At 72.7% G+C, this 23,374-nt stretch carries 24 protein-coding genes; 5 read left to right on the plus strand and 19 right to left on the minus strand.

The annotated features are described in order from the left end of the window. Positions 1 to 33: 33 nt before the first annotated feature. A complete protein-coding gene (locus tag C7S10_RS16785) occupies positions 34 to 1,371 on the minus strand; it encodes a dipeptidase (protein WP_108345754.1) in 1,338 nt (445 codons plus the stop codon). Positions 1,372 to 1,381: 10 nt separating this feature from the next. Continuing rightward, complete coding sequence (locus C7S10_RS16790) at positions 1,382 to 2,908, minus strand: M81 family metallopeptidase (RefSeq protein ID WP_165807200.1); 1,527 nt, start codon at positions 2,906 to 2,908, stop codon at positions 1,382 to 1,384. Between C7S10_RS16790 and C7S10_RS16795 the strand changes: the two genes are divergently transcribed. Next, on the plus strand, positions 2,907 to 3,692 hold the full coding sequence (locus tag C7S10_RS16795) for a copper homeostasis protein CutC (RefSeq protein ID WP_108345607.1): 786 nt from the start codon (positions 2,907 to 2,909) through the stop codon (positions 3,690 to 3,692). The two genes, C7S10_RS16790 and C7S10_RS16795, sit on opposite strands and share 2 nt — an antisense overlap. On the opposite strand, the gene C7S10_RS16800 is transcribed toward C7S10_RS16795, so the two are convergent. After that, positions 3,653 to 4,453, minus strand: coding sequence for a GNAT family N-acetyltransferase (locus C7S10_RS16800; protein ID WP_108345608.1), 801 nt, complete (start codon positions 4,451 to 4,453; stop codon positions 3,653 to 3,655). The genes C7S10_RS16795 and C7S10_RS16800 overlap by 40 nt on opposite strands. After that, a complete protein-coding gene (locus C7S10_RS16805; protein ID WP_108345609.1) occupies positions 4,453 to 4,839 on the minus strand; it encodes a sterol carrier family protein in 387 nt (128 codons plus the stop codon). Before C7S10_RS16805 ends, C7S10_RS16800 begins: the two co-directional genes overlap by 1 nt. A gap of 23 nt (positions 4,840 to 4,862) precedes the next feature. Here C7S10_RS16805 and C7S10_RS16810 point away from each other — a divergent pair, with 23 nt between their 5' ends. Beyond that, complete coding sequence (locus tag C7S10_RS16810; protein ID WP_108345610.1) at positions 4,863 to 5,567, plus strand: hypothetical protein; 705 nt, start codon at positions 4,863 to 4,865, stop codon at positions 5,565 to 5,567. Here C7S10_RS16810 and C7S10_RS16815 read toward each other — a convergent pair. Next, positions 5,548 to 6,396 (minus strand): alpha/beta hydrolase, encoded by an 849-nt coding sequence (locus C7S10_RS16815; RefSeq protein ID WP_108345611.1) that lies wholly within the window; start codon positions 6,394 to 6,396, stop codon positions 5,548 to 5,550. The genes C7S10_RS16810 and C7S10_RS16815 overlap by 20 nt on opposite strands. 12 nt (positions 6,397 to 6,408) lie before the next feature. Continuing rightward, complete coding sequence (gene purL, locus C7S10_RS16820) at positions 6,409 to 8,700, minus strand: phosphoribosylformylglycinamidine synthase subunit PurL (RefSeq protein ID WP_108345612.1); 2,292 nt, start codon at positions 8,698 to 8,700, stop codon at positions 6,409 to 6,411. Between the two features lie 128 nt (positions 8,701 to 8,828). On the opposite strand from purL, the gene C7S10_RS16825 reads away from it, so the two are divergent. Then, on the plus strand, positions 8,829 to 10,238 hold the full coding sequence (locus C7S10_RS16825; RefSeq protein WP_108345613.1) for a glycoside hydrolase domain-containing protein: 1,410 nt from the start codon (positions 8,829 to 8,831) through the stop codon (positions 10,236 to 10,238). A 12-nt stretch (positions 10,239 to 10,250) separates the two neighbouring features. Here C7S10_RS16825 and C7S10_RS16830 read toward each other — a convergent pair whose 3' ends face one another. The 9 genes from C7S10_RS16830 to C7S10_RS16870 all read right to left on the minus strand — a co-directional run bounded on the left by C7S10_RS16830 (position 10,251) and on the right by C7S10_RS16870 (position 16,795). Next, positions 10,251 to 10,703 (minus strand): DUF3817 domain-containing protein, encoded by a 453-nt coding sequence (locus C7S10_RS16830; RefSeq protein WP_243395441.1) that lies wholly within the window; start codon positions 10,701 to 10,703, stop codon positions 10,251 to 10,253. Then, on the minus strand, positions 10,700 to 11,368 hold the full coding sequence (gene purQ, locus C7S10_RS16835) for a phosphoribosylformylglycinamidine synthase subunit PurQ (RefSeq protein WP_108345614.1): 669 nt from the start codon (positions 11,366 to 11,368) through the stop codon (positions 10,700 to 10,702). Before purQ ends, C7S10_RS16830 begins: the two co-directional genes overlap by 4 nt. Continuing rightward, positions 11,365 to 11,607: a phosphoribosylformylglycinamidine synthase subunit PurS gene (gene purS / locus C7S10_RS16840; protein WP_108345615.1), complete on the minus strand. Its 243-nt coding sequence runs from the start codon at positions 11,605 to 11,607 to the stop codon at positions 11,365 to 11,367. The genes purQ and purS overlap by 4 nt, the downstream gene beginning before the upstream one ends. An 83-nt stretch (positions 11,608 to 11,690) precedes the next feature. After that, positions 11,691 to 13,046, minus strand: coding sequence for a calcium-binding protein (locus C7S10_RS16845; RefSeq protein WP_108345616.1), 1,356 nt, complete (start codon positions 13,044 to 13,046; stop codon positions 11,691 to 11,693). A gap of 68 nt (positions 13,047 to 13,114) precedes the next feature. Continuing rightward, a complete protein-coding gene (locus C7S10_RS16850; RefSeq protein ID WP_108345617.1) occupies positions 13,115 to 13,303 on the minus strand; it encodes a hypothetical protein in 189 nt (62 codons plus the stop codon). Position 13,304: 1 nt separating this feature from the next. Continuing rightward, complete coding sequence (locus C7S10_RS16855) at positions 13,305 to 14,861, minus strand: long-chain-fatty-acid--CoA ligase (protein ID WP_108345618.1); 1,557 nt, start codon at positions 14,859 to 14,861, stop codon at positions 13,305 to 13,307. Positions 14,862 to 14,900: 39 nt separating this feature from the next. Continuing rightward, positions 14,901 to 15,443, minus strand: coding sequence for an SRPBCC family protein (locus tag C7S10_RS16860; RefSeq protein ID WP_279303178.1), 543 nt, complete (start codon positions 15,441 to 15,443; stop codon positions 14,901 to 14,903). Beyond that, positions 15,332 to 16,228 (minus strand): phosphoribosylaminoimidazolesuccinocarboxamide synthase, encoded by an 897-nt coding sequence (locus C7S10_RS16865; protein ID WP_108345619.1) that lies wholly within the window; start codon positions 16,226 to 16,228, stop codon positions 15,332 to 15,334. Before C7S10_RS16865 ends, C7S10_RS16860 begins: the two co-directional genes overlap by 112 nt. 9 nt (positions 16,229 to 16,237) lie before the next feature. Beyond that, complete coding sequence (locus C7S10_RS16870; RefSeq protein WP_108345757.1) at positions 16,238 to 16,795, minus strand: antibiotic biosynthesis monooxygenase; 558 nt, start codon at positions 16,793 to 16,795, stop codon at positions 16,238 to 16,240. A 255-nt stretch (positions 16,796 to 17,050) separates the two neighbouring features. On the opposite strand from C7S10_RS16870, the gene C7S10_RS16875 reads away from it, so the two are divergent. After that, a complete protein-coding gene (locus C7S10_RS16875; protein ID WP_108345620.1) occupies positions 17,051 to 18,037 on the plus strand; it encodes a sulfotransferase family protein in 987 nt (328 codons plus the stop codon). Here the strand turns inward: C7S10_RS16875 and C7S10_RS16880 are convergent. Next, positions 18,021 to 18,899 (minus strand): hypothetical protein, encoded by an 879-nt coding sequence (locus tag C7S10_RS16880; protein WP_108345621.1) that lies wholly within the window; start codon positions 18,897 to 18,899, stop codon positions 18,021 to 18,023. The two genes, C7S10_RS16875 and C7S10_RS16880, sit on opposite strands and share 17 nt — an antisense overlap. A gap of 79 nt (positions 18,900 to 18,978) precedes the next feature. On the opposite strand from C7S10_RS16880, the gene C7S10_RS16885 reads away from it, so the two are divergent. Next, a complete protein-coding gene (locus tag C7S10_RS16885) occupies positions 18,979 to 20,388 on the plus strand; it encodes an MFS transporter (protein WP_108345758.1) in 1,410 nt (469 codons plus the stop codon). Between the two features lie 9 nt (positions 20,389 to 20,397). Here C7S10_RS16885 and C7S10_RS16890 read toward each other — a convergent pair whose 3' ends face one another. Genes C7S10_RS16890 through purD form a run of 3 tightly spaced genes read right to left on the minus strand, consistent with a single transcriptional unit; the run spans position 20,398 to position 23,367 of the window. After that, a complete protein-coding gene (locus C7S10_RS16890) occupies positions 20,398 to 20,667 on the minus strand; it encodes an acylphosphatase (RefSeq protein WP_108345622.1) in 270 nt (89 codons plus the stop codon). Positions 20,668 to 20,671: 4 nt separating this feature from the next. Beyond that, a complete protein-coding gene (gene purB, locus C7S10_RS16895; RefSeq protein ID WP_108345623.1) occupies positions 20,672 to 22,090 on the minus strand; it encodes an adenylosuccinate lyase in 1,419 nt (472 codons plus the stop codon). Then, positions 22,087 to 23,367, minus strand: a complete 1,281-nt coding sequence (purD, locus tag C7S10_RS16900; RefSeq protein WP_108345624.1) for a phosphoribosylamine--glycine ligase — start codon at positions 23,365 to 23,367, stop codon at positions 22,087 to 22,089. Before purD ends, purB begins: the two co-directional genes overlap by 4 nt. Between the last annotated feature and the right edge of the window lie 7 nt (positions 23,368 to 23,374).

Consider the following 23,374-nt stretch of genomic DNA (forward strand, 5'->3'; position numbering starts at 1 on the left):
GCGGCCGCCGGTCCCCGCCGTGGGTCGGGCCGGTCAGCTCCCCAGGTTGCGCAGCAGCAGGGCCTCGGCGAGCACGACCTTCTCGAACTCCGCGAGGTGCAGTCCCTCGTTGGCGCCGTGGGCGCGGGTGTCGGGGTCCTCGACCCCGGTGACCAGCACGCTGGCCTGCGGGAACGCCTCGAGGAACTCGGCGATGAAGGGGATGGAGCCGCCGACGCCCATGTCGACGGGCGCGGTGCCGTCCCAGGCCTCGGCGAAGGCGGCCCGCGCGGCGTCGTACGCCGGGCCGGTCGCGTCGATCTGGGTGGCCTCGCCGGTGTCGACCACCACGGTGGAGAGGGTCGCGCCCCAGGCAACGTGCTTCTCGAGGTGGGCCTGGAGTCGCTCGACGGCGTTGGCGGTGGTGTCGCCGGGCGCGACGCGGAGGCTGAAGCGGGCCCGGGCCGCGGGCGTGAGGGTGTTGGAGGCGCCGTCGACCTTGGGGGCGTCGAAGCCGGTGATGCTGAGCGCGGGCTTGGTCCACAGGCGCTCGACCGCCGAGCCGGAGCCGATCCACTCGATGCCCTCGGCCGCGCCGGACTCGGCCCGCAGCCGCTCCTCGGGATAGACCACGTCGGCGGCCGGACCGGCGTGCAGGCCCTCGATGACCAGGTTGCCGGCGTCGTCCCAGCAGGAGGCGATGAGGCGGCTCAGCGTCATGATGGCGTCGGGCGCGAGGCCGCCCCACATGCCGGAGTGGACGGCGTGGGTGAGGGTGCGGACCTCGACGTCCATGCGCACGAGGCCGCGCAAGCTGGTCGTGAGGGCGGGCTCGCCGATGTCCCAGTTGCCGGAGTCGGCGATCACGATGACGTCGGCCGCGAGGCGTTCCTTGTGGGCGTTGAGCAGGTCGACGAGGGTGTCGGAGCCGACCTCCTCCTCCCCCTCGATGAACATGACGAGGTTGACGGGCAGCTCGTCGCCGAAGATGCGGACGGCGCCGAGGTGGGCGGCGATGCCGGCCTTGTCGTCGGCGGCCCCGCGGCCGTAGAGCCGGTCGCCGCGCTCGGTGGGCTCGAAGGGCGCGGAGTCCCAGTCGGCGTGGTCGTTCTCGGGCTGCACGTCGTGGTGGGCGTAGAGGAGGACGGTGGGTGCACCGTCGGGCCCGGCCTTCTTCGCGATGACCGCGGGCGGGGCGCCGTCGAAGGCGCGGACGATCTCGGCGTCGAAGCCCTCGGCGGCGAAGAGGTCGCGGGTCTTCTCGGCGCTCTTCTCGACCTCGCCTGCGCGGGCGGGGTCGGCGCTGACCGACTCGATGCGGACCAGGTCCTCGAGGTCCCGGCGGACCCCGGGCAGGACTTCGGCGAGGCGGGCGCGGATGTCGATCGTCATGCCGAGCACCCTAGCCAAGGGCGTCCGGCGCCCTCGCGCCGCCGGTGTCCCCGGCGAGCAGGACCGCTCGTCCGGGGATGTCGACGGCGTCGACGTCGGCATCCAGCGGGAACATCGGGCGCTGGATGCGCCGGTGGCCCAGCCGGGCGAGGTCCTGGTCGACGCCGCCGGGCGTCAGCGCCATCCGCCAGCCGGCGGCCATCTCGAACAGCTCGGGCTCGAGGTAGCCGATCTTCACCACCACCAGGTCCGCCCTGCGCGCGTCGAGCCCGAGGCGGGTGAAGTCGGACTCCAGGTGGTAGGGACGGCGTACGGCGCTGACGACCACGTCCACCGACTCCGTCGCGACCACGACCTCGAGGTTGTCCTCGCTCCGCTCGACCGCGGTCACGGTCCCCGTCACCCGGACCGGCGGCGCCGGCCGGTCGTCGACCCGGGCGCCGACGACGAGGTCGACGGTGCCACCGACCCCGGTCCGCGCGCCCTCCTGCGCCGCCGAGGCGTCCGGGATCGAGGCGTAGATCGCCCGCAGGCCGCTGTCGCGCAGCGCCCGGCTCTCCAGCAGTCGGGCCAGCGTCCACGTGACGTCCCCCGCCCCGCCGGCGGTCGGGTTGTCGCCGGAGTCGGAGACGAAGAACGGCCGGGCGGTGCTGGCCAGGGCCTCGGCGAGGACGTCGTCGAGCTGGCCGACGGGGGCCGCGAACCCGAACTCCTCCCGGGCCTCCCAGAGCTCGGAGGCCAGGGCCACGGCCTGCTCGAGCACCAGGTCGGCGTCGTCGCCGGTCACCATCACCACGGCCATGTTGCGGGGCTCGTCGGCCCACGGGTAGCCGATCCAGATGCCGGCGTCGAGCACCCCGTCGAGCGCCTCGATCCCGGGGACGCGCGCGTAGAGGCGTGCCGCAGGCTCCTGCCGCGTGCTGGTCATCTCGCCGGGCAGCAGGATCGGGACCGGCACCCACGCCTTGGCCGGACGACGACGCCCGACCGGCAGCGCCAGCCGGTCGACCAGGTTGGCCGCGGCGCGCTCCTTGGTCTCCTGCCAGTCGACGTGGGGGGCGGTCCGGTAGGTCGTGAGGAGGTCGAGGGTCTCGGCCAGGGTGCGCGAGACGTTGCCGTGCAGGTCCATGCCGGTGCTCAGGAGCGTGTCCGGACCCACCACGCGGCGTACGGCGAGGGCCAGGTCGCCCTCCATGTCGTCCATGCCGACCACGGCGGCCGCGCCGTGCAGGTCGAGCAGGACGCCGTCGAGCGGTCGCTCGGCGTGGGCGCGGGCGAGGCCGCCGAGGATCTCCGCCTTCAGGGCGTCGTAGTCGTGCGCGGGGATCGGTCCGCCGGCGATCGACCGTGCCTGGAGGATGCCGATCCACTCGGCCCGGTGGGCCAGCGAGCCGCCCGGTCGCCAGAACTCCCACGCGGCGAGCACGTCCTCACCCCAGCGTGGGGCGAGCATCTCCGCGGTGGTCAGCGCGGGCGAGAAGGTCGAGGCCTCGAGGCTGATGCCACACACCGCGATCCGAGGCAGGCTGTCCGGCATGCCCCCCATCCTCGTGGAGATCTGTGTCGACGACGTCGGCGGTGCCGCGGCGGCCCGTCGTGGTGGTGCCGACCGGGTGGAGCTGTGCGCGTCGCTCTCCGAGGGCGGCACCACGCCCACCGTCGGCTTCGTGCGCCACGCCGCCGCCGAGGCCGGGCCGATGGGGCTGCAGGTGCTGGTGCGACCTCGCGGCGGTTACTTCGTGCCCACCGGGGCCGAGGTGGACGTGATGCTCGACGACATCGCCGCGACCCGCTCGGCGCTGCGCGACGACGCCCGGCTCGGCTTCACGCTGGGCGCCCTGACGCCGTCGGGCGACCTCGACGAGGCGGTGCTGGCACGGCTGGTCGCGGCGTGCGGTCCACGGCCGGTGGTGTTCCACAAGGCCTTCGACACCGCGCTCGCGGCCGGCCACGACCCGCAGCGCCTGCTCGATCGACTCGTGGACCTCGGGATCGACGGCGTCCTCACCGCCGGGGGCGACGGCCCGGCGGTGGACCACCTCGACGCCTTGTCGCGGCTGGTGCGGGGCGCGGGCCAACGCCTGCGCGTCGTCGTGGCCGGTGGTGTGCGGCCCGCCAACGTCGCGGCGGTCCTGTCGTCCACCGGCTGCCGCGAGGTCCACCTGCGGGCGCCGGCGGAGGCAGCGTCGGCGAGCACAGTCGGGTCGGCGGCCTACGACGCCGGGTCCCGCACGGTGACGAGCGAGCAGGTCGTGGCCGACGTGGTCGCGGCCGTGGGCGGTCAGGCCCAGGCGTCGGGGCGGAGCTCCAGCGTGCAGTGACGCTCGGCGTCGGTGAAGCCGAGGCTGCGGTAGATCCGGATCGCGTCGCCGTCGGTGTCGGCGGCGATCACCAGGGTCTCGAGCCCGTACGTCGCCAGCGCGTGCGCCCCGGCGGCGTGCACGACCGCCGCAGCCAGCCCCTGGCGGCGGTGGTCGGGGTGGGTCTCGACGCTCTGGTAGCGCGCGAGCCCGGCGTGGGTGACGAAGATCCCTGCGGTGCTGACGAGGGTGTCGTCGACAAAGGCCCCGAAGCGCTGGCCGACGCCCTGGGCGACGAGTGCGCGCTCCTGCTCGTTCTTGCGACGGGCGTACGTCATGAACGTGTCCTCGTCCGTCTGGGACCAGAGGTGGCGGCTGAGCACGGCACGCCCCTCCCAGTCGTCGTCGCTCTCGAGCGCCCGGATGACGACGCCCTCGGCGACGGGTCGCGGCTCGACGAGCTCGCCGGTCGTGAGCACGGTGCCGCAGTCGACCTCCATGCCGGCGTCGACGAAGCCCTGGAGCAGGTCGGTCTGGTCGTCGGTGCCGTCGATCCCGATGCTGACGTGCTCGGCTTGCGGGAACTCGGTGCGGAACGCGCCGATCACCTCGCGCTCGCCACCGGGGACCGGGCGCTGCCGGAGGAGCAGGAAGTTGCCCCAGAAGTAGGTGGGGTTGGCCGGGGTGCGGATCACGAGGTGGGTGCCGCGGTCCTCGATCTCGCTGCCCGTCATCTCGAGCAGGCGCAGGTCGGTGCGGAAGCCGAGGGAGCGGATGTCCATCACGGGTGGTCCTCCGTGTCGATGCCAGGGTCGATGCCAGGGTCGGTGAGGGGCAGGTAGGTCGTCAGGTCGGTGCGCTCGCCGCTGGCGACGACCCGCCCGGTCCCGATGGCCGTGGTCCAGTCGATCTCGCCGGTGGCCAGCGCGATCCACGTCGCGGCGTCGGTCTCCACGACCGCCGGCGGGGTCCCGCGGGTGTGGCGCACACCGGGGATGACCTGCGCCGCGGCGTACGGCGGGACGCGGACCTCGACGGAGTTGCCGGGCGCCCGGTCGGCGAGGACGGCCAGGAAGTGCTTGGTCAGCAGCTTGTCGTCGGCGGGCGTGCGCCGCTCCAGCGCGTCGGCGACCGCGATCGGGTCGGCAGGGCGGAGTCGGACGGGCACGGCTGCACCCTAGTCTGACCGGCATGAGGGACGACCCGTCGCTGGAGCGCCTGTCGGCGAGCGCCGTGCGGGCGACGGTCGAGACCCTCAGCACCCGGATCGCGACCCGCTTCCCCACCCGCGGTCTGACCCGGGTGGCGGTCGAGCTCACGCGGCTGGCCGAGGACGTGTCGTCCGGGGCGGCGTCGAGCCGCGCCCGGCTGCGGTGGGTGCGGCTCGCCTCGCGGATCGGGGTCGGGCTGGTCGTGCTCGCGACCGTGGCGGCGCTGGTGCTGGCGATGCAGGACGCCGGCCGCGTGGACTCGTCGGTCGACTGGCTGCCGCTGATCGAGAGCGCGATCAACGACCTGGTCTTCGTCGCGATCGCGGTCTTCTTCCTGCACGCCCTGCCCAACCGGATCGAGCGCGGGCAGCTGCTCGGCCTCCTGCACCGGCTGCGCTCGCTCGCCCACATCGTCGACATGCACCAGCTGACCAAGGACCCCGAGCGGCTCCGCGACGACTTCGTGACGACGTCGGCGTCCCCGGACCTCGACCTCGACCGCTCCGGCATGGAGCACTACCTCGACTACTGCTCCGAGCTCCTCAGCCTGATCGGCAAGGTCGCCGCACTGTGCGCCGAGGAGTCACGCGACCCGCTGGTGCTCGACACGGTGAGCACGATCGAGACGCTGACCACCGGGATGTCGCGCAAGATCTGGCAGAAGATCAGCCTGCTGCCGGACTGACCCCGTCGAGGATGCCGAGGATCGTCCGCCAGGCGTCGGTGCTGGTGTCGATCAGCTCGAAGTGGCCGCCGGTGACCTCGACGAGCCGCGCGTCCGCGCCGGCGTCGGTGGCCGCGGCGACGTACGCCTCGGACTGGCTGATCGGGACGCTCGTGTCGTCGGGTGCGTGCAGGCACCAGGCCGGGACGTCGAGCGGCACGTGGCGGATCGGGTCGGCGAGGTCGTAGGACGGGTCGTCGGGTCCGGCACCCATGAGGGCGGCGACCGCGCCGTCGCCGAGGTTCTCCTCGTACGCCGTCGTCAGGTCGACGACGCCGGCCTGCGACAGCACGTGGGTGATCGCGACGCCCTCGGACCACTCATCGAAGCGAAGCCGGGCGGCGGCCCAGGTCGCGAGGTGGCCGCCGGCGGAGTGCCCGAGGGTGACGACAGGGCCGTCGCCCTCGACCAGGTTGATGGCCGCGTGCACGTCGTCGAACGTGCTCGGGAAGCCGCCGCCGTTGCCGACGCGGCGGTACTCCACGTTGAGCGCCGTCCAGCCGCGCGACGCGAGGTCCGCGGCAAGGGGTGCGCCGAGGTCGGCGGCGTACGCCGAGCGCCAGAACCCGCCGTGGACGACCACGACCGTGCCGCGGCTCGTCCCGACCGGGTCGTAGCGGTCGACCCACTGGGACTCGTCGTCGCCGTAGGTGATGCGGGTCGGCCCATCCTGCTGGTCGTCGCGTGTCACGGGTGCGTCTCCGTTCGTGTCGTCACTGCTGGTGCAGGCCGCCGCGAGCGGGAGGAGTCCGGCGGCGGCGAGGGCCGTACGTCGCGTCAGGCCGGCCATCCGTGGCCCCGCTCAGCCGAGCGCTGCGGGGAGGGTGGCGCTCCAGGCGGTCTTCGCCTCGGCGACTCCGACCTCGAACGAGCCCTCGACGGAGATGACCTCGCCACCGGTCCGGCCGATCGGGGTCAGCGGAACGCCGTGCCGGTGGGCCAGCTCGACGAGCCGGTCGGCATCGTCGTCGGCCACGGTCACGAGGGCGCGCGCCACGGATTCCGAGAAGAGGGCCACGAAGGCGTCGCCGCCGGCCACGTCGGCCACCGAGACCGAGACGCCGATGCCGTGGCGGAAGGTGGACTCAGCGAGCGCCTGGGCCAGGCCGCCGTCGGACAGGTCGTGGGCGCTGGTGACCACCGAGTCGCGTGACGCGTCGGCGAGCAGCTCGGCGAGCGCGCGCTCGGCCGCGAGGTCGACGGTCGGCGGCAGTCCGCCGAGGTGCGAGTGCACGACGTGGGCCCACTCCGAGCCAGACAGCTCGTCGCGGGTCTCGCCCAGCAGGAACACCCGCTCGGCCTCGGCCACGAAGCCGGTCGGGGTGCGACGGGTGACGTCGTCGATGACCCCGAGCACGGCCACGACGGGGGTGGGCAGGATCGCGGTCTCGCCGGTCTGGTTGTAGAGGCTGACGTTGCCGCCGGTGACGGGGATGCCGAGCTCGACGCAGGCGTCCTTGAGCCCGCGGCAGGCCTCGGCGAACTGCCACATGACGTCGGGGTCCTCCGGCGATCCGAAGTTGAGGCAGTCGGAGATCGCGAGCGGCCGGGCGCCACCCGTGGCGACGTTGCGGTAGGACTCCGCGAGCGCGAGCTGGGCGCCGGCATAGGGGTCGAGCTTGGCGAAGCGGCCGTTGCAGTCGGTGGCCACCGAGACGCCGAGGTTGGTCTCGTCGTCGACGCGCACCATGCCGCTGTCGTGGGGCTGGGACAGCACGGTGTTGCCGCGGACGTAGCGGTCGTACTGGTCGGTGATCCACGCCTTGTCGCACAGGTTGGGGCTGGCGACGAGGCGCAGCAGCGTGTCGCGCAGCTCGTCCCCGGTCGTCGGCCGGGCGAGCGAGTCGGCGCCGTCCGCCTGGAGCGCGTCCTGCCACGACGGGCGGGCGAAGGGCCGCTGGTAGGTGGGTCCGTCGTGGGCGACGCTGCGTGGGGGGACGTCGACCACGCGCTGACCGTGCCAGTCGATGTGCAGCCGGCCGGTGTCGGTGACCTCGCCGACGACGACGGCCTCGACGTCCCACTTCGCGCAGATCGCCATGAAGGCGTCGACGTCGCCGGGCTCGACGACCGCCATCATCCGCTCCTGCGACTCCGACATCAAGATCTCCTCGGGCGCCAGCGTCGAGTCGCGCAGCGGCACCCGGTCGAGCTCGACGTGCATGCCGCCGTCGCCGGCGCTGGCGAGCTCGGAGGTCGCGCACGAGAGACCCGCTCCGCCGAGGTCCTGGATGCCGGCGACCAGGCCCGCCGCGAAGATCTCGAGGGTGCACTCGATGAGCAGCTTCTCCATGAAGGGATCGCCGACCTGGACGCTGGGCCGCTTGGCCGGGCCGTCCGCGTCGAAGGTCTCGCTGGCCAGCACGGAGACGCCACCGATGCCGTCGCCACCGGTGCGGGCGCCGTACAGGATGACCTGGTTGCCGACGCCGGAGGCCTTGGCGAGGTGGAGGTCCTCGTGGCGCAGCACGCCGACGCAGAGCGCGTTGACGAGCGGGTTGCCGAGGTACGTCTCGTCGAAGACGGCCTCGCCGCCGATGTTGGGCAGGCCGAGCATGTTGCCGTAGCCGCCGACGCCCGCGACGATCCCCGGCAGCACGCGGTGCGTGTCGGGGGCGTCGAGCGGGCCGAAGCGGAGCGGGTCCATCACCGCGACGGGACGCGCACCCATGGCGAGGATGTCGCGGACGATGCCGCCGACGCCGGTGGCCGCACCCTGGTAGGGCTCGACGTAGGACGGGTGGTTGTGGGACTCGACCTTGAAGGTGACCGCGTAGCCCTGCCCGATGTCGATGACGCCGGCGTTCTCGCCGATGCCGGCCAGCATCTTGCCGACCGGGGTCTCCTGCGGGATCTCCGAGAACTGCTTCAGGTGGACCTTGGAGCTCTTGTAGGAGCAGTGCTCCGACCACATCACGCTGTACATCGCGAGCTCGCTGCTCGTCGGGCGACGCCCGAGGATCTCGCGGATGCGGGCGTACTCGTCGACCTTCAGCCCGAGGTCGGCCCAGGGCTGGTCACGCTCCGGGTCGCCGGAGGCGACGGCGACGGTGTCGAGGGTGGAGGTGCGGGGCGAGTGATCGGTCTCGGACACGGGCGTCAATCTACTGGCCCCGGGACGGGCGGCTGGCCCCGCGTCCGCCGTTCGTGTGACGAATGGGACTGGTGGGACGTAGGGTGACCCTTCGCGACCCGTCTTCCCCGACACCTGGAGTCACGACCATGCGCCGACTGGCCATCGCCTCAGGCACCGCACTGCTCGCCCTCGCCGTCGGCGTCTCCACCCTGACGTCCGGGTCGGGCGACCCGAGCGGCGACGTCGCCGAGCTCTCCAGCGCGCAGGCCGCCATGGTCGCCGCCTCGACCCCGGGCGACTTCACCGGACTCGGGTTCGACCAGTGCGTGGCGCCGACGCAGAGTGCGATGGACGCGTGGATCACCTCCTCGCCGTACCGCGCCGTCGGCATCTACATCTCCGGCGACTCGCGCGCCTGCCGCACGCAGCCCAACCTCTCGCCGACCTGGGTCGCGACGCAGGTCTCGCGCGGCTGGCGCCTCCTCCCCATCGCGCTCGGTCCGCAGGCCTCCTGCCTCGACCGCTTCCCGCGCTACAAGGACGACTTCACGATCGACCCGACGCCGACCGGCAGCTACGCCAACGCCCGCGCGCAGGGCGTCGTCGAGGCGAGCAAGAACGTCACCGACGCCACGGCGCTGGGGATCGGCCCGGGCAGCACGCTGTGGTACGACCTCGAGGCCTTCGACCTCGGCAACACCAGCTGCCGCGAGTCGGCCCTGGCGTTCGTCAGCGCATGGGTCACCCGCACCAAGGAGCTGGGCTACGTCGCTGGCTTCTACTCCAGCGCCAGCTCGGGCATCAAGATGCTCGACGACGCGCGCATCAGCCGCCCCGGCCAGTTCGCGCTGCCCGACCGGATCTGGATCGCGCGCTGGGACGGCATCGCCAACACCTCGACGAGCTACATCGGCGAGGACGGCTGGCGTCCCGGTGGCCGGATGAAGCAGTTCAAGGGCGGCCACAAGGAGACCTGGGGCGGCGTCACCATCAACATCGACACCAACTACCTCGAGCTGAGCGGCTCGCCCACGACCGCCGCGCCCCCGCCGGAGCCCACCCCGACGCCGACGCCCGTGGCCGCGCCCGCCCCGGAGACCCACTGCGGCGGGACCCGGGTCGACTTCCCGACCTACTACACGCTGAAGCCGCGGGCGGCCAGCAAGACCCGCACGCTCGCCCTGCAGTGCCTGCTCAAGGAGAAGAAGCGCTACGTCGGCAAGCTCGACGGCGTCTACGACCGGGCGACCCGCAAGGGTGCGATCGCGTGGATGAAGTCGCGCGGCTTCAAGCCAACCAGCACCTGGCGCCGCAAGAACTGGGTGGCGCTCCTCGCCGGCCAGGACCGGCCCGCGCTCGCGGTCGGCGCCACCGGCCCGGCGGTGTCGCGGCTGCAGCGCTCCCTCACGGCGGCCCGCCAGCGGGTGGCCGTCACCGGCGCGTTCGACGAGGCCACGCGAGCCGCGCTGCTCGCCTACCAGGCGCGCGTCGGCGCGGCCGCCACCGGTACGACCGACGCCGCCACGTGGGAAGCGCTGGCCAAGGGCCGGTTCTGAGGCCGGCCTGCCTCAGCCGGCGGGCGGACCCACGGCCAGCGCTCCGGCGGTGAGCACGGCCACCGCGACCACCAGCAGGGTGATCGCGAGGCGCAGGTGCGCCAGCAGCCACGCCACCAGGCGCTGGAGGGAGCCCGGGCTGTCCGGCCGGGAGAGCCAGTCACTGCCGAGCAGGCCACGGCGATCGGCGTACACCTCGAAGGGAAGGGTCGCGAACGGCGGGATCGCGGCAGCCAGGCCGAGCAGCGTCCGGCCGGTCGACCAGCGCTGGTCGACCGCGACGACCACGGTCACCAAGCAGTAGGCGATGAACACGACGCCGTGGACCATGCCGAAGACGCGGACCCCGAGCTCGGTGGTCTCGGTGACGTACTTGAGGAACATCCCGGCCAGCAGCAGTGCCCAGGTGATCGCCTCGGCGACCGCCAGCGCGCGGAAGAGGCGGCGGGGCGTCAGTCCGTTCACGCGAACGCGACCGCGGCGAGCGAGGTGAAGAAGCCCAGGCCGTCGGTGCCGGGTCCGCAGAGGTCCTCCACCGCGTGCTCGGGGTGCGGCATCAGGCCGACGACGTTGCCGCGCTCGTTGCTGATGCCGGCGATGTCACGCAGCGACCCGTTGGGGTTGTCACCGAGGTAGCGCGCGACGACGCGGCCCTCGCCCTCGAGCTGGTCGAGCACGTCCTCGGACGCGACGAAGCCGCCCTCGCCGTTCTTGAGCACGATCGTCACCTCGGCGCCCTGCTCGTAGGCCGAGGTCCACGGGGTCGAGGTGTTCTCGATGCGCAGGCGCTGGTCGACGCAGTTGAACTTGCGGTGGTCGTTGCGGATCAGCGCGCCGGGGAGCAGGTGCGACTCGCAGAGGATCTGGAAGCCGTTGCAGATGCCGAGCACGGGCATCCCGCGACCCGCCGCCTCGATCACCTCGGTCATCACCGGGGAGAAGCGCGAGATGGCGCCGCAGCGGAGGTAGTCGCCGTACGAGAAGCCGCCGGGGAGCACGACCGCGTCGACACCCTGGAGGTCGTGGTCGCCATGCCAGAGCGCGACGGCCTCGTGACCGCCGAAGGTGACGGCCCGACGCGCGTCGACGTCGTCGAGCGAGCCGGGGAAGGTGACGACGCCGACCTTCATGCGGTGCGGACCTCGAAGTCCTCGATCACCGGGTTGGAGAGCAGCGTCTGCGCCATCTGCTCGACCTCGGCGAGGGACTCGGGCGTCGCGTCGCCCTCGATCTCGACCTCGAAGCGCTTGCCCTGGCGCACCTCGACGACGCCGGCGAAGCCGAGGCGCGGCAGGGCGCCGAGGACGGCCTTGCCCTGCGGGTCGAGGATCTCGGGCTTGGGCATGACATCGACCACGTATCGGGCCACGGGCGCTCCTGTGCAAGGGGTCAGGCGTCGGGGAACTGCTGCATCGATCCTATTCGCAGTCCCCCGACGACCCGGAGCCAGCCTCAGCCCTTGACCACCTTGAAGGTCTTCTTCGTGGGCGTCGCGTCGGCGGCACCGCCGAGGAGTGCGCGCACGAGCAGCGTGTGCTTGCCGACGGAGAGCTTCTTGGTCTTCAGCTTGTACGCCGAGGCGCAGGTCTTCCACGCGCCGTTGTCGAGCTGGCACTGGAAGGTCGCGCCCGCGGTCGAGGAGGCGAAGGTGAACGACGCGGTCTTGCCCTTCGCGACCTTGGCCGGTCCCGCGACTGCGTCGGTCACCGGCACGACGGGCACGAGGACGACCTGGGCGGGAGGCGCCGGCGGGGTGACGGGCGCCGGCGGGGCCGGCTGGTCCACGCTCTCGCAGTTGACGACCACGTCGACCGCGTCGGCCACGACCGCGTCCGAGCCGGCGCCGCAGTCGATGCGGTCGGCCACGCCGTCGCGGGCCTGGATCGTGTCGTTGCCCTCACCGCCGAACAGCGAGTCGGTCCCGGCGCCACCGGTGACGGTGTCGTCGCCCGAGCCGCCGGAGAGGTTGTCGTCCCCCGCGCCGCCGCTGACGACGTCCGGGCCGGCCATGCCGCGCACGTGCTGCGACCCGGAGAACGCCGAGCCGTCGTAGCTCTGGCTGCCCTCGCGCAGGAGCGTGACGTACGTCTGCTCGAGCCCGCTGGCGCTCACCGTCTGCGGCGGGTAGGTGTCGCCGGCGATGTCGACGACCAGGCCGCTGTCGGACATCGCGAAGCTGATGGAGGCGGCGGCGTAGCCGAGGGTCGACTGGTCGAAGTCGAGCTCCCACGAGTCGAGACCCGGGCCGCCGTCGATACCGCCGGCGGAGGTGAACTGGATGAACCGGTCGTCGCCGGTGCCACCGGAGGCGAGCCCGCTGATCTCCATGAACGAGTCGTCGCCGGCCCCGCCCGAGGCGCTGTTGGCGCCCTTGATCATGTCGTTGCCGTTCCCGGCGTTGATGGTGTCGGCGTCGTCGCCGTTGAAGCTCTCTGCGAGGTCGGAGCCGGTGACGACGTCGGCCTCGTAGGGGTAGCTGTCCTCGGTGTCGACGTTGACGCCCGTCAGCTGGGGGAGCTGGGCCGGCGTCAGGGCGGCGAGGGTCACGGTGTCGACCCCCGCCCCCGGCGAGACGTAGATGCTGGTGAGGTCGGCGCACAGCTCGTTGGCCGTCAGGGCGTTGGCCGTGAGCTTGCCGGCCGTGCAGGTGACCGAGATGTTGTCGGCGGCACCGTCGCTGGTGATGTAGCCGCCGGTGAAGATGTTGACCGTCGCACTGGCCGGGACGGCCGTGCCGACGACCAGGAGCGCGGTGGCGGACGTGGCGAGAGCGGCGCTTCGCAGGCGCCGGGAGGAGGCGAGATTCATGGAGGCATGGTGGCGGCCCGCGCGCCGTCCGTCCCCCGAATCCGCCGGGGACTAGACCAGTTCGTCCTTCAACTGTCGCGGCGCCTGAGGGCCACGATCACCAGGGCGACGCCGAGGCCGGCCACGATCGGACCGATGGTGGCCCATGTGGTCACCCCCGTCATGGGGCTGCCCTCGATGTAGCCGAGCCCCTGGAAGGTCCACACGCCGCCGACGACGACGAGCAGCGCGCCGAGGACGACGAAGAGCGGGCGCACCTCAGCTCAGCTCGCGCTTGAGGATCTTGCCCGTGGCCGTCATCGGCAGCTCGTCGACGAACTGCACGATGCGGGGGTACTTGTAGCCCGCCATCTGCTCCTTGCCCCACTCGACGAGCTCGTCCTCAGTCAGCTCCGTCTCCTTGTTGCGGATGACGACGGCCTTGATCTCCTCGCCGTGGCTCTCGTGCGGCACGCCGATCACGGCGGCGAGGCTGACGCCCGGGTGGGTCAGGAGCACCTCCTCGATCTCGCGGGGATACACGTTGTAGCCGCCGCGGATGATCATGTCCTTCGAGCGGTCGACGATGTAGTAGTGGCCGTCGTCGTCCTTGCGACCCAGGTCGCCCGAGCGGAACCACCCGTCGTGGATCGCGTCGGCGGTCGCGTCCGGCCGGTTGTAGTAGCCCTTCATGATGTTCGGGCCCTTGATGGCGATCTCGCCGATCTCGCCGTCCGCATCGGCCCAGTCGCCCGGCTCGGGGCTGATCAGCCGCATCTCGACCCCCGGGATCGGGACGCCGATCGAGCCGACGCGCACCTCTTCGCCGTACGGCGAGAAGCTGGCCACCGGGGAGGTCTCGGACAGGCCGTAGCCCTCGAGGATGGTGACGCCGAAGCGCTTCTCGAACTCCTTGTGCACCTCGACCGGCAGCGCCGAGCCGCCGGCGGCGGCGACGCGCAGGTTGGCGGCGAGCGCCTTGGCGTCGACGCCGGAGTCGTCGAGCGCACCGAGCAGGCCCCAGTACATCGTGGGGACGCCGGCGAAGAAGGTGACCTCCTCCTTGGCCATCGTCTTGAGGGCGGGGTCGGCCTCGAAGCGCGGCAGCATGACGACGGTGCCGCCGAAGGCGAACGCGCCGTTCATGATCACGGTCTGGCCGAAGGAGTGGAACAGCGGCAGCACGCACAGGTAGGTGTCGGGGTCGTCGGCGTTCGCGCCGAAGAGCGCGTCGCTGGCCAGCGCGTTGGACAGCATGTTGCGGTGGCGCAGCTCCGCGCCCTTGGGCTGGCCGGTGGTGCCGGAGGTGTAGAGGATGACGGCGGTGTCGTCGTCGTCGACCTCGGCGGTCTCGAAGGTCGGCGCCTGGCCGGCCATGCCCTGGCCGAGGGTCTCGGTGCCCTCGATCGGCGACGCGGCGGCCGGGTCGACGGTGATCATGAAGAACGTCTCGCACGAGTCGGTCTGCTCGAAGCCGGCGTGGCCCTCGGCGCCGATGGGCAGCTCGTCGGTGCCCTGGAAGCAGAAGTAGGCCTTCGCCTCGGAGTCGGCGAGGTGGTAGGCCACCTCCCGGCCCTTGAGCAGGACGTTGAGGGGCACGACGGTCGCCCCGGCCTTGAGGATGCCGTTGTAGACGATCGGGAAGAAGGGCAGGTTGGGGCAGCTCAGCGCGACCTTGTCGCCCGGCTCGATGCCGCGCGAGACCAGCAGGTTGGCGACCTGGTTGGCGGCGCCGTCGACCTGCGCGTAGGTCAGCCGCGTGTCCCCCAGGACGACGGCCTCCCGCTCGGGATAGGCGGCGGCGGACTTCTCGAGGAGCGACGCGAGGGAGGTCATGGGCGTCAACCTACCCAGCACCGGGGAACCGGTCGAGGATCAGCGGGAGCCGAGGATCCGGGCCGCCTTGCGCAGGTCGGCGCCGATCGCGAGGCCCGCCAGCCGTCCGGCGACCGCGGCGGGCACGGCGTACGCACCTCGCCCGGAGATCTCGCCCTCGGCGATCACCCGGCAGCCGGATCGACGTTCCTCGAAGGCGAGCACCAGAGTCGCCTCGACGCCGCGCCAGCGACCCACCTCGGCCCAGGCCGTGGGTCGCTCGAAGCGGGTGATCTCCATCCGCGGGCGCACCCCGACCATCGTGGTCTCGCGCCAGGCGAGACCCAGGTGCGGCTCGGCGGCGCGCTCGGGCAGCGTCACCGAGAGCAGGGACGACTGCCACTCCGGCCGGTTGCGAGGGTCGCCGAGGTAGTCGAAGGCCACCGCGGGAGCGACGGCGAAGTCGACGCTGGCGCGGAACCGCCGGGGGCTCAGAACGTCTCCCCGGTGAGCAGCTCGAAGGCCTCGACGTAGCGCGCGCGGGTCCGGTCGACGACCTCGCTCGGCAGCGCGGGCGGCGCGTCGCCGCTCGCGCGGTCCCAGCCGGACGCCGGCGACGTCAGCCAGTCGCGCACGATCTGCTTGTCGTAGGACTCCTGCGCCCGGCCGGGCTGCCACTGCGCGGCCGGCCAGAAGCGGCTGGAGTCGGGGGTCAGCACCTCGTCGGCGAGCACGGTGGTGCCGTCGGGCCGGGCGCCGAACTCCAGCTTGGTGTCGGCGAGCAGGATCCCCTGCTTGCGGGCGAGCGCGTGCGCGTGCTCGTAGACCTCCATGGTCAGCATCCGCAGCTCGGCCGCCTCGTCGTCGCCCACCGCCTCGACGACCGCCTCGTAGTCGACGTTCTCGTCGTGGTCGCCGACGGCGGCCTTGGCGGCCGGCGTGAAGATCGGCTCCGGCAGTCGCGAGCCGTCCATCAGGCCGGCCGGCAGGGCGATGCCGCAGACCTCGCCGCTGCGGCGGTAGTCGAGCAGGCCGGACCCGGTGAGGTAGCCACGCGCCACGCACTCGACGGGATACATCTCGAGCGACTCGCACACGACCGCGCGCCCGGCGACGGAGTCCGGCACGTCGGTCGACACGACGTGGTTGGCGATCAGGCCCCGGAGCTGGTCGAACCACCACAGCGACATCCGCGTCAGGATCTCGCCCTTGTCGGGGATGGTGGTGTCGAGCACGAAGTCGTAGGCCGAGATGCGGTCACTGGCGACCATCAGCAGCCGGCCGGCGTGCTCCCCCTCCTCGACGCGGTAGAGGTCGCGCACCTTGCCGGAGTGCAGGTGAGTGGTGCCGGCGATGGCGGGGGCATCGGGGATGTTGAAGTCGGCCACGCGCCGAGCCTAACGGTGCAGCCACCACGCCATCTTGCGCGTGATCCACGGCAGCAGGACGTAGGTCATCAGCGGCGTCATCACGGCCACGGTCAGCAGCACGCGCAGCGGCAGCGGCCAGTCGACGACCGGACTGTGGGCGATCAGCGCGTTGGCGACCAGGCTGAGCGGGAAGAACACCAGGAAGATCGTCACCATCTGCTTCCAGCGCGGCGGAGCCACGGGAGCCGCGCTGGTCGCGGTCGCCTCGACGGTGGTCGGCTCGTCGAACCAGCCCTCGATCCCCGTACGCCGCTCGACCCGCGTGGCCTCGATCCGACCCTGCGCCGCCTCGAGCCACCAGGCGCGCTGCGGGCTGGCCTCCCACACGGCGAGCGCGTCGGCGTCGGCGAAGCGGTAGAGCATGTGCCACTCGGGCGACTCCTCCGACGGACGCACCCAGCCGCTGCCCAGGAACCCGTCGAAGCGCTCGGCCAGCGACGTACCTGCCTGGACCCACGCGAGCATCTCGCTGGTGCGGGTCGGGTCGACGTGGCGCGTGACGGAGGTGGTGACAGGGGCGGACATCTGCCCATTGTCGGAGCCGGAGGGGACCAGGTCCCAGTCGACGTCCACGAGATCCCGGCCACGTTCCCCCGTGACGTGGCCGGGAAGTCGATAGGGAGGGGTGGTGCGGGTCCGGGAGGCCCACCACGAATCCTGCCGGGACCGCGGGCCGTCCACATCGTCCGGGCGGCCACACCCGGTGCACGTTCGGACTAGTCGGATCGTACTCGCCTGATTTAGTGTACTTACAGCACTATTCGTCCGGCGGGAGGCTCAATGACGCGTGCACCACGACCCGACTTCTTGGTGATCGGCGCCCCGAAGGCCGGCACCACCGCCCTGCACGCGGCCCTCGCCCAGCACCCGGACGTGTTCGTCTCCTCCCCCAAGGAGCCCAAGTTCTGGCTCTGCGACGGGGAGCCGCCGCCCGCGTGGTGCGGTCCGGGCGACAAGCACTCGCAGCAGGAGTGGATCTGGCGCGAGGACGACTACGCCGAGCTGTTCTCGCAGGCACGCGAGGACCAGGTGCGCGGCGAGAGCACGCCGTTCTACCTCTGGAGCCGGGGCGCCCACCGGCGGATCGGCGAGGCCCTCCCCGACGTCAGGCTGATCGCGGTGGTCCGCGACCCGATCGACCGCGCCTACAGCAACTGGATGCACCTGTGGTCCGACGGGCTCGAGCCCGAGTCCGACTTCGAGACCGCCTTCGCCCGCCAGGACCAGCGGGTGCGGGCGGGATGGGCGCCGTTCTGGCGCTACCGCGACCTCGGGAGGTACGGCGAGCAGCTGGAGCACCTGAACCGGCACGTGGATCCCGAGCGGGTCCTGGTCCTGCGCTACCGCGACCTCGTCGACGACCCGCGCTCGGCGGTCGACCGCGTCAGCCGCTTCCTCGGCATCCGGGAGGGGCTGGTCGACCACATCCCGCGCGACAACTCACGCGGCTTCGTCCACCCCGGGTGGCGGCCCCGGCTGGCCGGCCCGGTCGTGCGCGGGGGCGCGCGGCTCGGTCAGTTCGCACCGCCGCAGGTGTGGCGGGTCCTGCACCCGTCGTTCATCTCGCTGCTCGGCGAGCGCGGGGAGGCGCACCGGCCGCGGCTGCGCGCCGACCAGCGCGAACGCATGCAGCACGCGTTCGCCGACGACATCGCCCTGCTCGGTCGGCTCACCGGCCAGGACTTCGGCGACTGGCTCTCGCGCGAGAGCCGGGGTTCCTTCTCCGAGCGGGCTGCGACCGTCACCCAGCTCAGCGCACACAGGTGACGAGGTCGTGCGCCCCGTCCGGGCGCGCGGCCTCGACGTAGTAGCGGACGCGCCCGTCGGGGAGCGGGACGGCGGTGGCGTAGCGGAAGGCGCCGTCGGAGTGGGGTGAGGAGATCGGGGGCTGGGCGGCGCGCGTGAGCGCCTCGCCGTCCCAGTGCGCCACCCCCGTCGTCTCGAACCAGTTCGACTCCGCGTCGGGACGGCCGTCGTACAGGACGGTCCCGCCCGGCAGGACCGCGGTGACGCGAGCCCCCCGTGCGTCCCACTGCCCCTCGCGCCCGGCGAGCACCTGGCCGTGGTCCTCCCACTCCAGCCCGTCGCCGCTCGTCAGCCTCCGCGTGGTCATCCGGTCCTCGTGGCCGGCCTCGTCGAGCGGGTGGCAGCACAGCCACATCTCGTAGCCGTCGTCGCCGACGGTGATCACCGGGTCCTTGACGGCGGTGTCGCGGTCGCCCTCGTGGACGAGCCTCCGGGTGCCGGTCGGGAGCTCCTCGACCGTGTCGGCGGTCAGGCTGTCGACCCACCAGTGCTTCGAGCCGGGCGTGGCGCACGAGAGGTAGAGCCGCCACCCACCCTCGCGCAGCGGCACGAGCACCGGTCGCTCGAAGGACTCCGCCCCGAAGGCCTCGCGGGACACCGCGGTGACCGGCACGAACCTCACGCCGTCGTCCGAGCGGGCGACGACCACCGAGACGCCCCGACCGTCCGTGAGCGGCCGGCGCACCCGCCACGTCAGCCAGATGACCCCGTCGGCGAGCACCGCGCTCGCGGCGCCGGCCCAGTTGCCCGGGCCCTCGCCCGGCGCGGGCACCACGACCTCGACGTCGTCGTAGGTCGGTGGCAGCGCCGTCACGGTCGTCATGGCCCCACCATAGTCGACCGGGTCACTCGAGTTTGGACCTCGACGCTCCCGCCCTTGGCCGGGTGACAGGGTGGCGGCGATGACCCCGCACGAGCAGTCCGCCGACCCCCGGCGCTGGCGCATCCTCATGGTCTCGCTGCTGGTCGGCTTCATGTCCCTGCTCGACGTGACCATCGTCAACGTCGCCATCCCCTCGATCCGGGCGTCGCTGGACACCTCGGCGGCGTCCGTCCAGTGGGTCGTCTCCGGCTATGCGCTGGCCTTCGGCATGACCCTGGTCGCGGGCGGGCGCCTCGGCGACGCGCACGGCCGGCGGCGGATGATGACCATCGGGCTGGTCGGGTTCGTGGTCTCCAGCGCAGCGGCCGGCCTGGCGCCCAGTGCGGGGCTGATCGTGGTCGCGCGCCTGGCCCAGGGCGCGAGCGCGGGGCTGCTCACCCCCCAGAACTCGGGTCTGATCCAGCAGCTGTTTCGCGGCGAGGAGCGCGGCCGGGCGTTCGGGATGTTCGGCTTCACCGTGGCCGTCGCCTCGGCCACCGGCCCCCTCATCGGCGGCACACTGATCGGCCTGCTCGGCGAGGACAACGGCTGGCGCTCGCTGTTCCTCGTCAACGTGCCCATCGGCGTGGTCGCGCTGGTGCTCGTACGCCGCCTCGTGCCGGCCAACGTCACCGACCCCGACGAGGAGCAGGACCAACGCATCGACGTGCCCGGCGCCCTGCTGCTCGGGCTCGCCGTCGTGGCGGTGCTCTATCCCCTGATCGACCTCGAGGGCGGCGTCGGCTGGACCCTGGCCATCGCCCTCGCCTTCCCGCCGCTGGCGTGGGCGTTCGTCCGTTGGGAACGTGCGACCGTCCGCCGCGGGCATCCGCCGCTGCTGGACGTGTCGCTGCTGCGGAGCCTGCCGGGGTACGCCAACGGCCTGCTCGTCGGCACCCTCTACTTCACCGGGTTCACCGGCATCTTCCTCGTGCTGTCGGTCCACCTCCAGGAGGGCGTCGGGTTCTCGGCACTGCGCACCGCACTGCTCACCACCCCCTTCGCCGTGGGCGCGGCGACGACGTCGTTGCTGGCGGGTCGCCTCGTGGGCCGGCTCGGGCGTCGCGTCACCCTGATCTCGCTGTCGGTGATGATGACCGGCACGGCGCTGTCCGCCTGGCTGGTCACCTCCGAGCCCGACCACCTCTGGTGGACCCTCGCGCCCGCGATGTTCCTCGCCGGAGTGGGCGGTGGCGGTGTCATCTCCCCCAACTTCACCCTGAGCCTCGCGCAGGTCCCACCGGAGATGGGCGGTGCGGCCGGTGGGGCGTTGCAGACCGGCCAGCGGATCGGCTCGGCACTGGGGGCGGCACTGCTGATGACGGTCTACCAGGCGTCGCTGTCCGTCGCCTCGTCCGAGGTCGCCGCCCGGGCCGCCCTGGTCGCGGCGCTGGTGGTGCTCGCGATCGCGCTGGCGGCAGCCGTCAGGTCCTGGCAGCTCGGCGACTGACCCGCACGGTCAGTGACGCACCTCGAACGAGGTCGCACCGGTCTCGGTCGCCTCGCGCACCGCGACGTCGCGCACCCGGGCGAGGGCGGGGCCGGTGCGGCACCACTCCACCAGGGCGTCGACCGCGTCCTGGCTGCCCTCGGCGTGCAGCTCGACCGAGCCGTCGGGCTCGTTGCGGACCCACCCGGTGACGCCGAGGTCGCGGGCCTTCTCCGCCGTGGCCCAGCGGAACGACACGCCCTGCACCCGACCGGTCACGCGGGCGTGGGAGGCGGTCACGGCGTCAGAGGATGGCGCCCGGCGCGTACGCCGCTGCGTCGGGGTGGCGGGCGACGACGGCCTCCACCTGGGTGACCACGGCCTGCACCTGCATCACGGCCGCGCCGGTGAACTCGATCGGATCGGCCACCAGCGCGTCGATCTGGGCACGGGTCAGGCCCAGGCGCGGGTCGGCGGCGAGCCGGTCGAACACGTCGTTCTCGGCCTGGCCCTGGCGCATGTCGAGGGCGACCCCGACGGCCGCCTCCTTGATCGCTTCGTGGCCGACCTCGCGGCCCACGCCGTTGCGCACGGCCGCCATCAACACCTTGGTGGTGGCCAGGAACGGCAGGTAGCGGTCGAGCTCGCGCTGGATCACGGCCGGGAACGCGCCGAACTCGTCGAGGACGGTGAGGAACGTCTGGAACAGCCCGTCGGCGGCGAAGAACGCGTCGGGCAGCGCCACGCGGCGTACGACCGAGCAGGACACGTCGCCCTCGTTCCACTGGTCGCCGGCGAGCTCGCCGACCATCGAGAGGTAGCCGCGGGTGATGACGGCGAGGCCGTTGACGCGCTCGCAGGAGCGGGTGTTCATCTTGTGCGGCATCGCCGAGGAGCCGACCTGGCCCTCCTTGAAGCCCTCGGTCACGAGCTCGATGCCGGCCATCAGCCGGATGGTGGTGGCGAGGTTGGAGGGACCCGCGACGAGCTGCACGACGGCGCTGAGGACGTCGAAGTCGAGGGAGCGGGGATAGACCTGGCCGACGCTGGTCAGCACGTGGTCGAAGCCGAGGTGGGCGGCGATCCGCGACTCGAGGTCGTCGAGCCTGGCCGCGTCGCCGCCGAGCAGGTCGAGCATGTCCTGCGAGGTGCCCATCGGGCCCTTGATGCCGCGCAGCGGGTAGCGCGCGAGCAGCTCCTCGACGCGCTGGAGCCCGATCAGCATCTCGTCGGCGATCGTCGCGAACCGCTTGCCGAGGGTGGTCGCCTGGGCGGCGACGTTGTGCGAGCGGCCGGCCATCACGGTGGTCTCGTGCTCGGTCGCGAGCCGCGCGAGCCGGGCGATGGTCGCGACGGCACGGTCGCGGAGCAGCGCCAGCGACTGCTTCACCTGGAGCTGCTCGACGTTCTCCGTCAGGTCGCGGCTCGTCATGCCCTTGTGGATGTGCTCGTGGCCGGCCAGGGCCGCGAACTCCTCGATCCTGGCCTTCACGTCGTGGCGGGTGATCCGCTCGCGGGCCGCGATGCTCGCCAGGTCCACCTGGTCCACGACCGCCTCGTAGGCCTCGACCACGCCGTCGGGCACCTCGACGCCGAGGTCGCGCTGCGCCCGGAGCACGGCGATCCACAGCTGCCGCTCGAGCACGATCTTGTGCTCGGGCGACCAGATGGCCGCGAGGTCGGCGGCGGCGTAGCGGGTGGCGAGGACGTTGGGGACGGTCACGAGAGCTCCTGGTCGAGGACGGCTGCCCCTTCGACGACACCGAGCGGCTCGGCCGCGATGTCGCGGCGCCACTGGGCGCCGGGGAACGAGATGGAGGCGACGCCCTCGTAGGCCTTGGCCCGGGCGTCGGCGACGTCGGTCCCGACGGCGCGTACGGCGAGCACCCGGCCACCGGCCGTCACGAGCCGGCCGTCGGCGTCGGCCGTGCCCGCGTGGATCACGTCGACGTCGGGCTCCTCGGCGAGGGTCTCCGTCCCGACGACGACGTCGCCCGTCGAGGACGACTCGGGATAGCCCGCGCTCGCCATCACGACGGTCACCGACGCGCCCGGCGCGAAGGTCGGTGCGGGCACCGAGTCCAGGTCACCGTCGGCGGCCGCCTTGAGCAGGCTGCCGAGCGGCGAGGTCATGAGCGCGAGGACCGGCTGGGTGTCGGGGTCGCCGAAGCGGCAGTTGAACTCGATGACCCGCGGCCCGTCCTGCGTGAGCGCGAGGCCGACGTAGAGCGTGCCGACGAACGGCGTCCCGCGTCGCGACATCTCGTCGAGGGTCGGCTGGACCACGGCGGCGAGCACGTCGTCGGCGAGGCCCGCCGGCGCCCACGGCAACGGCGAGTAGGACCCCATGCCGCCGGTGTTGGCGCCGAGCCCGCCGTCGAAGATCCGCTTGAAGTCCTGGGCCGGCTGCAGGGCCCGGGCCGTGCGGCCGTCGCAGACCGCGAAGACGGAGACCTCCGGCCCGTCGAGGAACTCCTCGACCACCACGCGCCCGCAGGCGGCGGCGTGCGCGAGCGCCTCGTCGCGGGAGGTGGTGACGACGACGCCCTTGCCGGCGGCGAGCGCGTCGTCCTTCACGACGTACGGCGCACCGAGCTCGTCGAGGGCGGCGGCGGCCTCCTCCGGGGTGACGCACACGCGCGACCCGGCGGTCGGGACGCCCGCGGCGGCCATCACGTCCTTGCTGAACGCCTTGGACCCCTCGAGCCGGGCCGCCTCCTTCGACGGGCCGTAGACGGAGATGCCGGCCGCGCGGACGGGATCGGCGACCCCAGCGACGAGCGGCGCCTCGGGACCGACGACGACCAGGTCGATGCCGAGCCGCGTCGCGAGGGCGGTCACGGCCGCACCGTCCATCGGGTCGACCGCGTGCAGGGTCGCGACCGCGGCGATGCCCGGGTTGCCCGGGGCGGCGTGGACCTCGGTGACGCCCGGATCGAGGGCCAGCGCGAGCGCGAGTGCGTGTTCGCGGCCACCGGTGCCGATCACGAGTGTCTTCACGGGCGTC

The sequence above is a fragment of the Nocardioides currus genome (assembly GCF_003057875.1).
Classification (GTDB): domain Bacteria; phylum Actinomycetota; class Actinomycetes; order Propionibacteriales; family Nocardioidaceae; genus Nocardioides; species Nocardioides currus.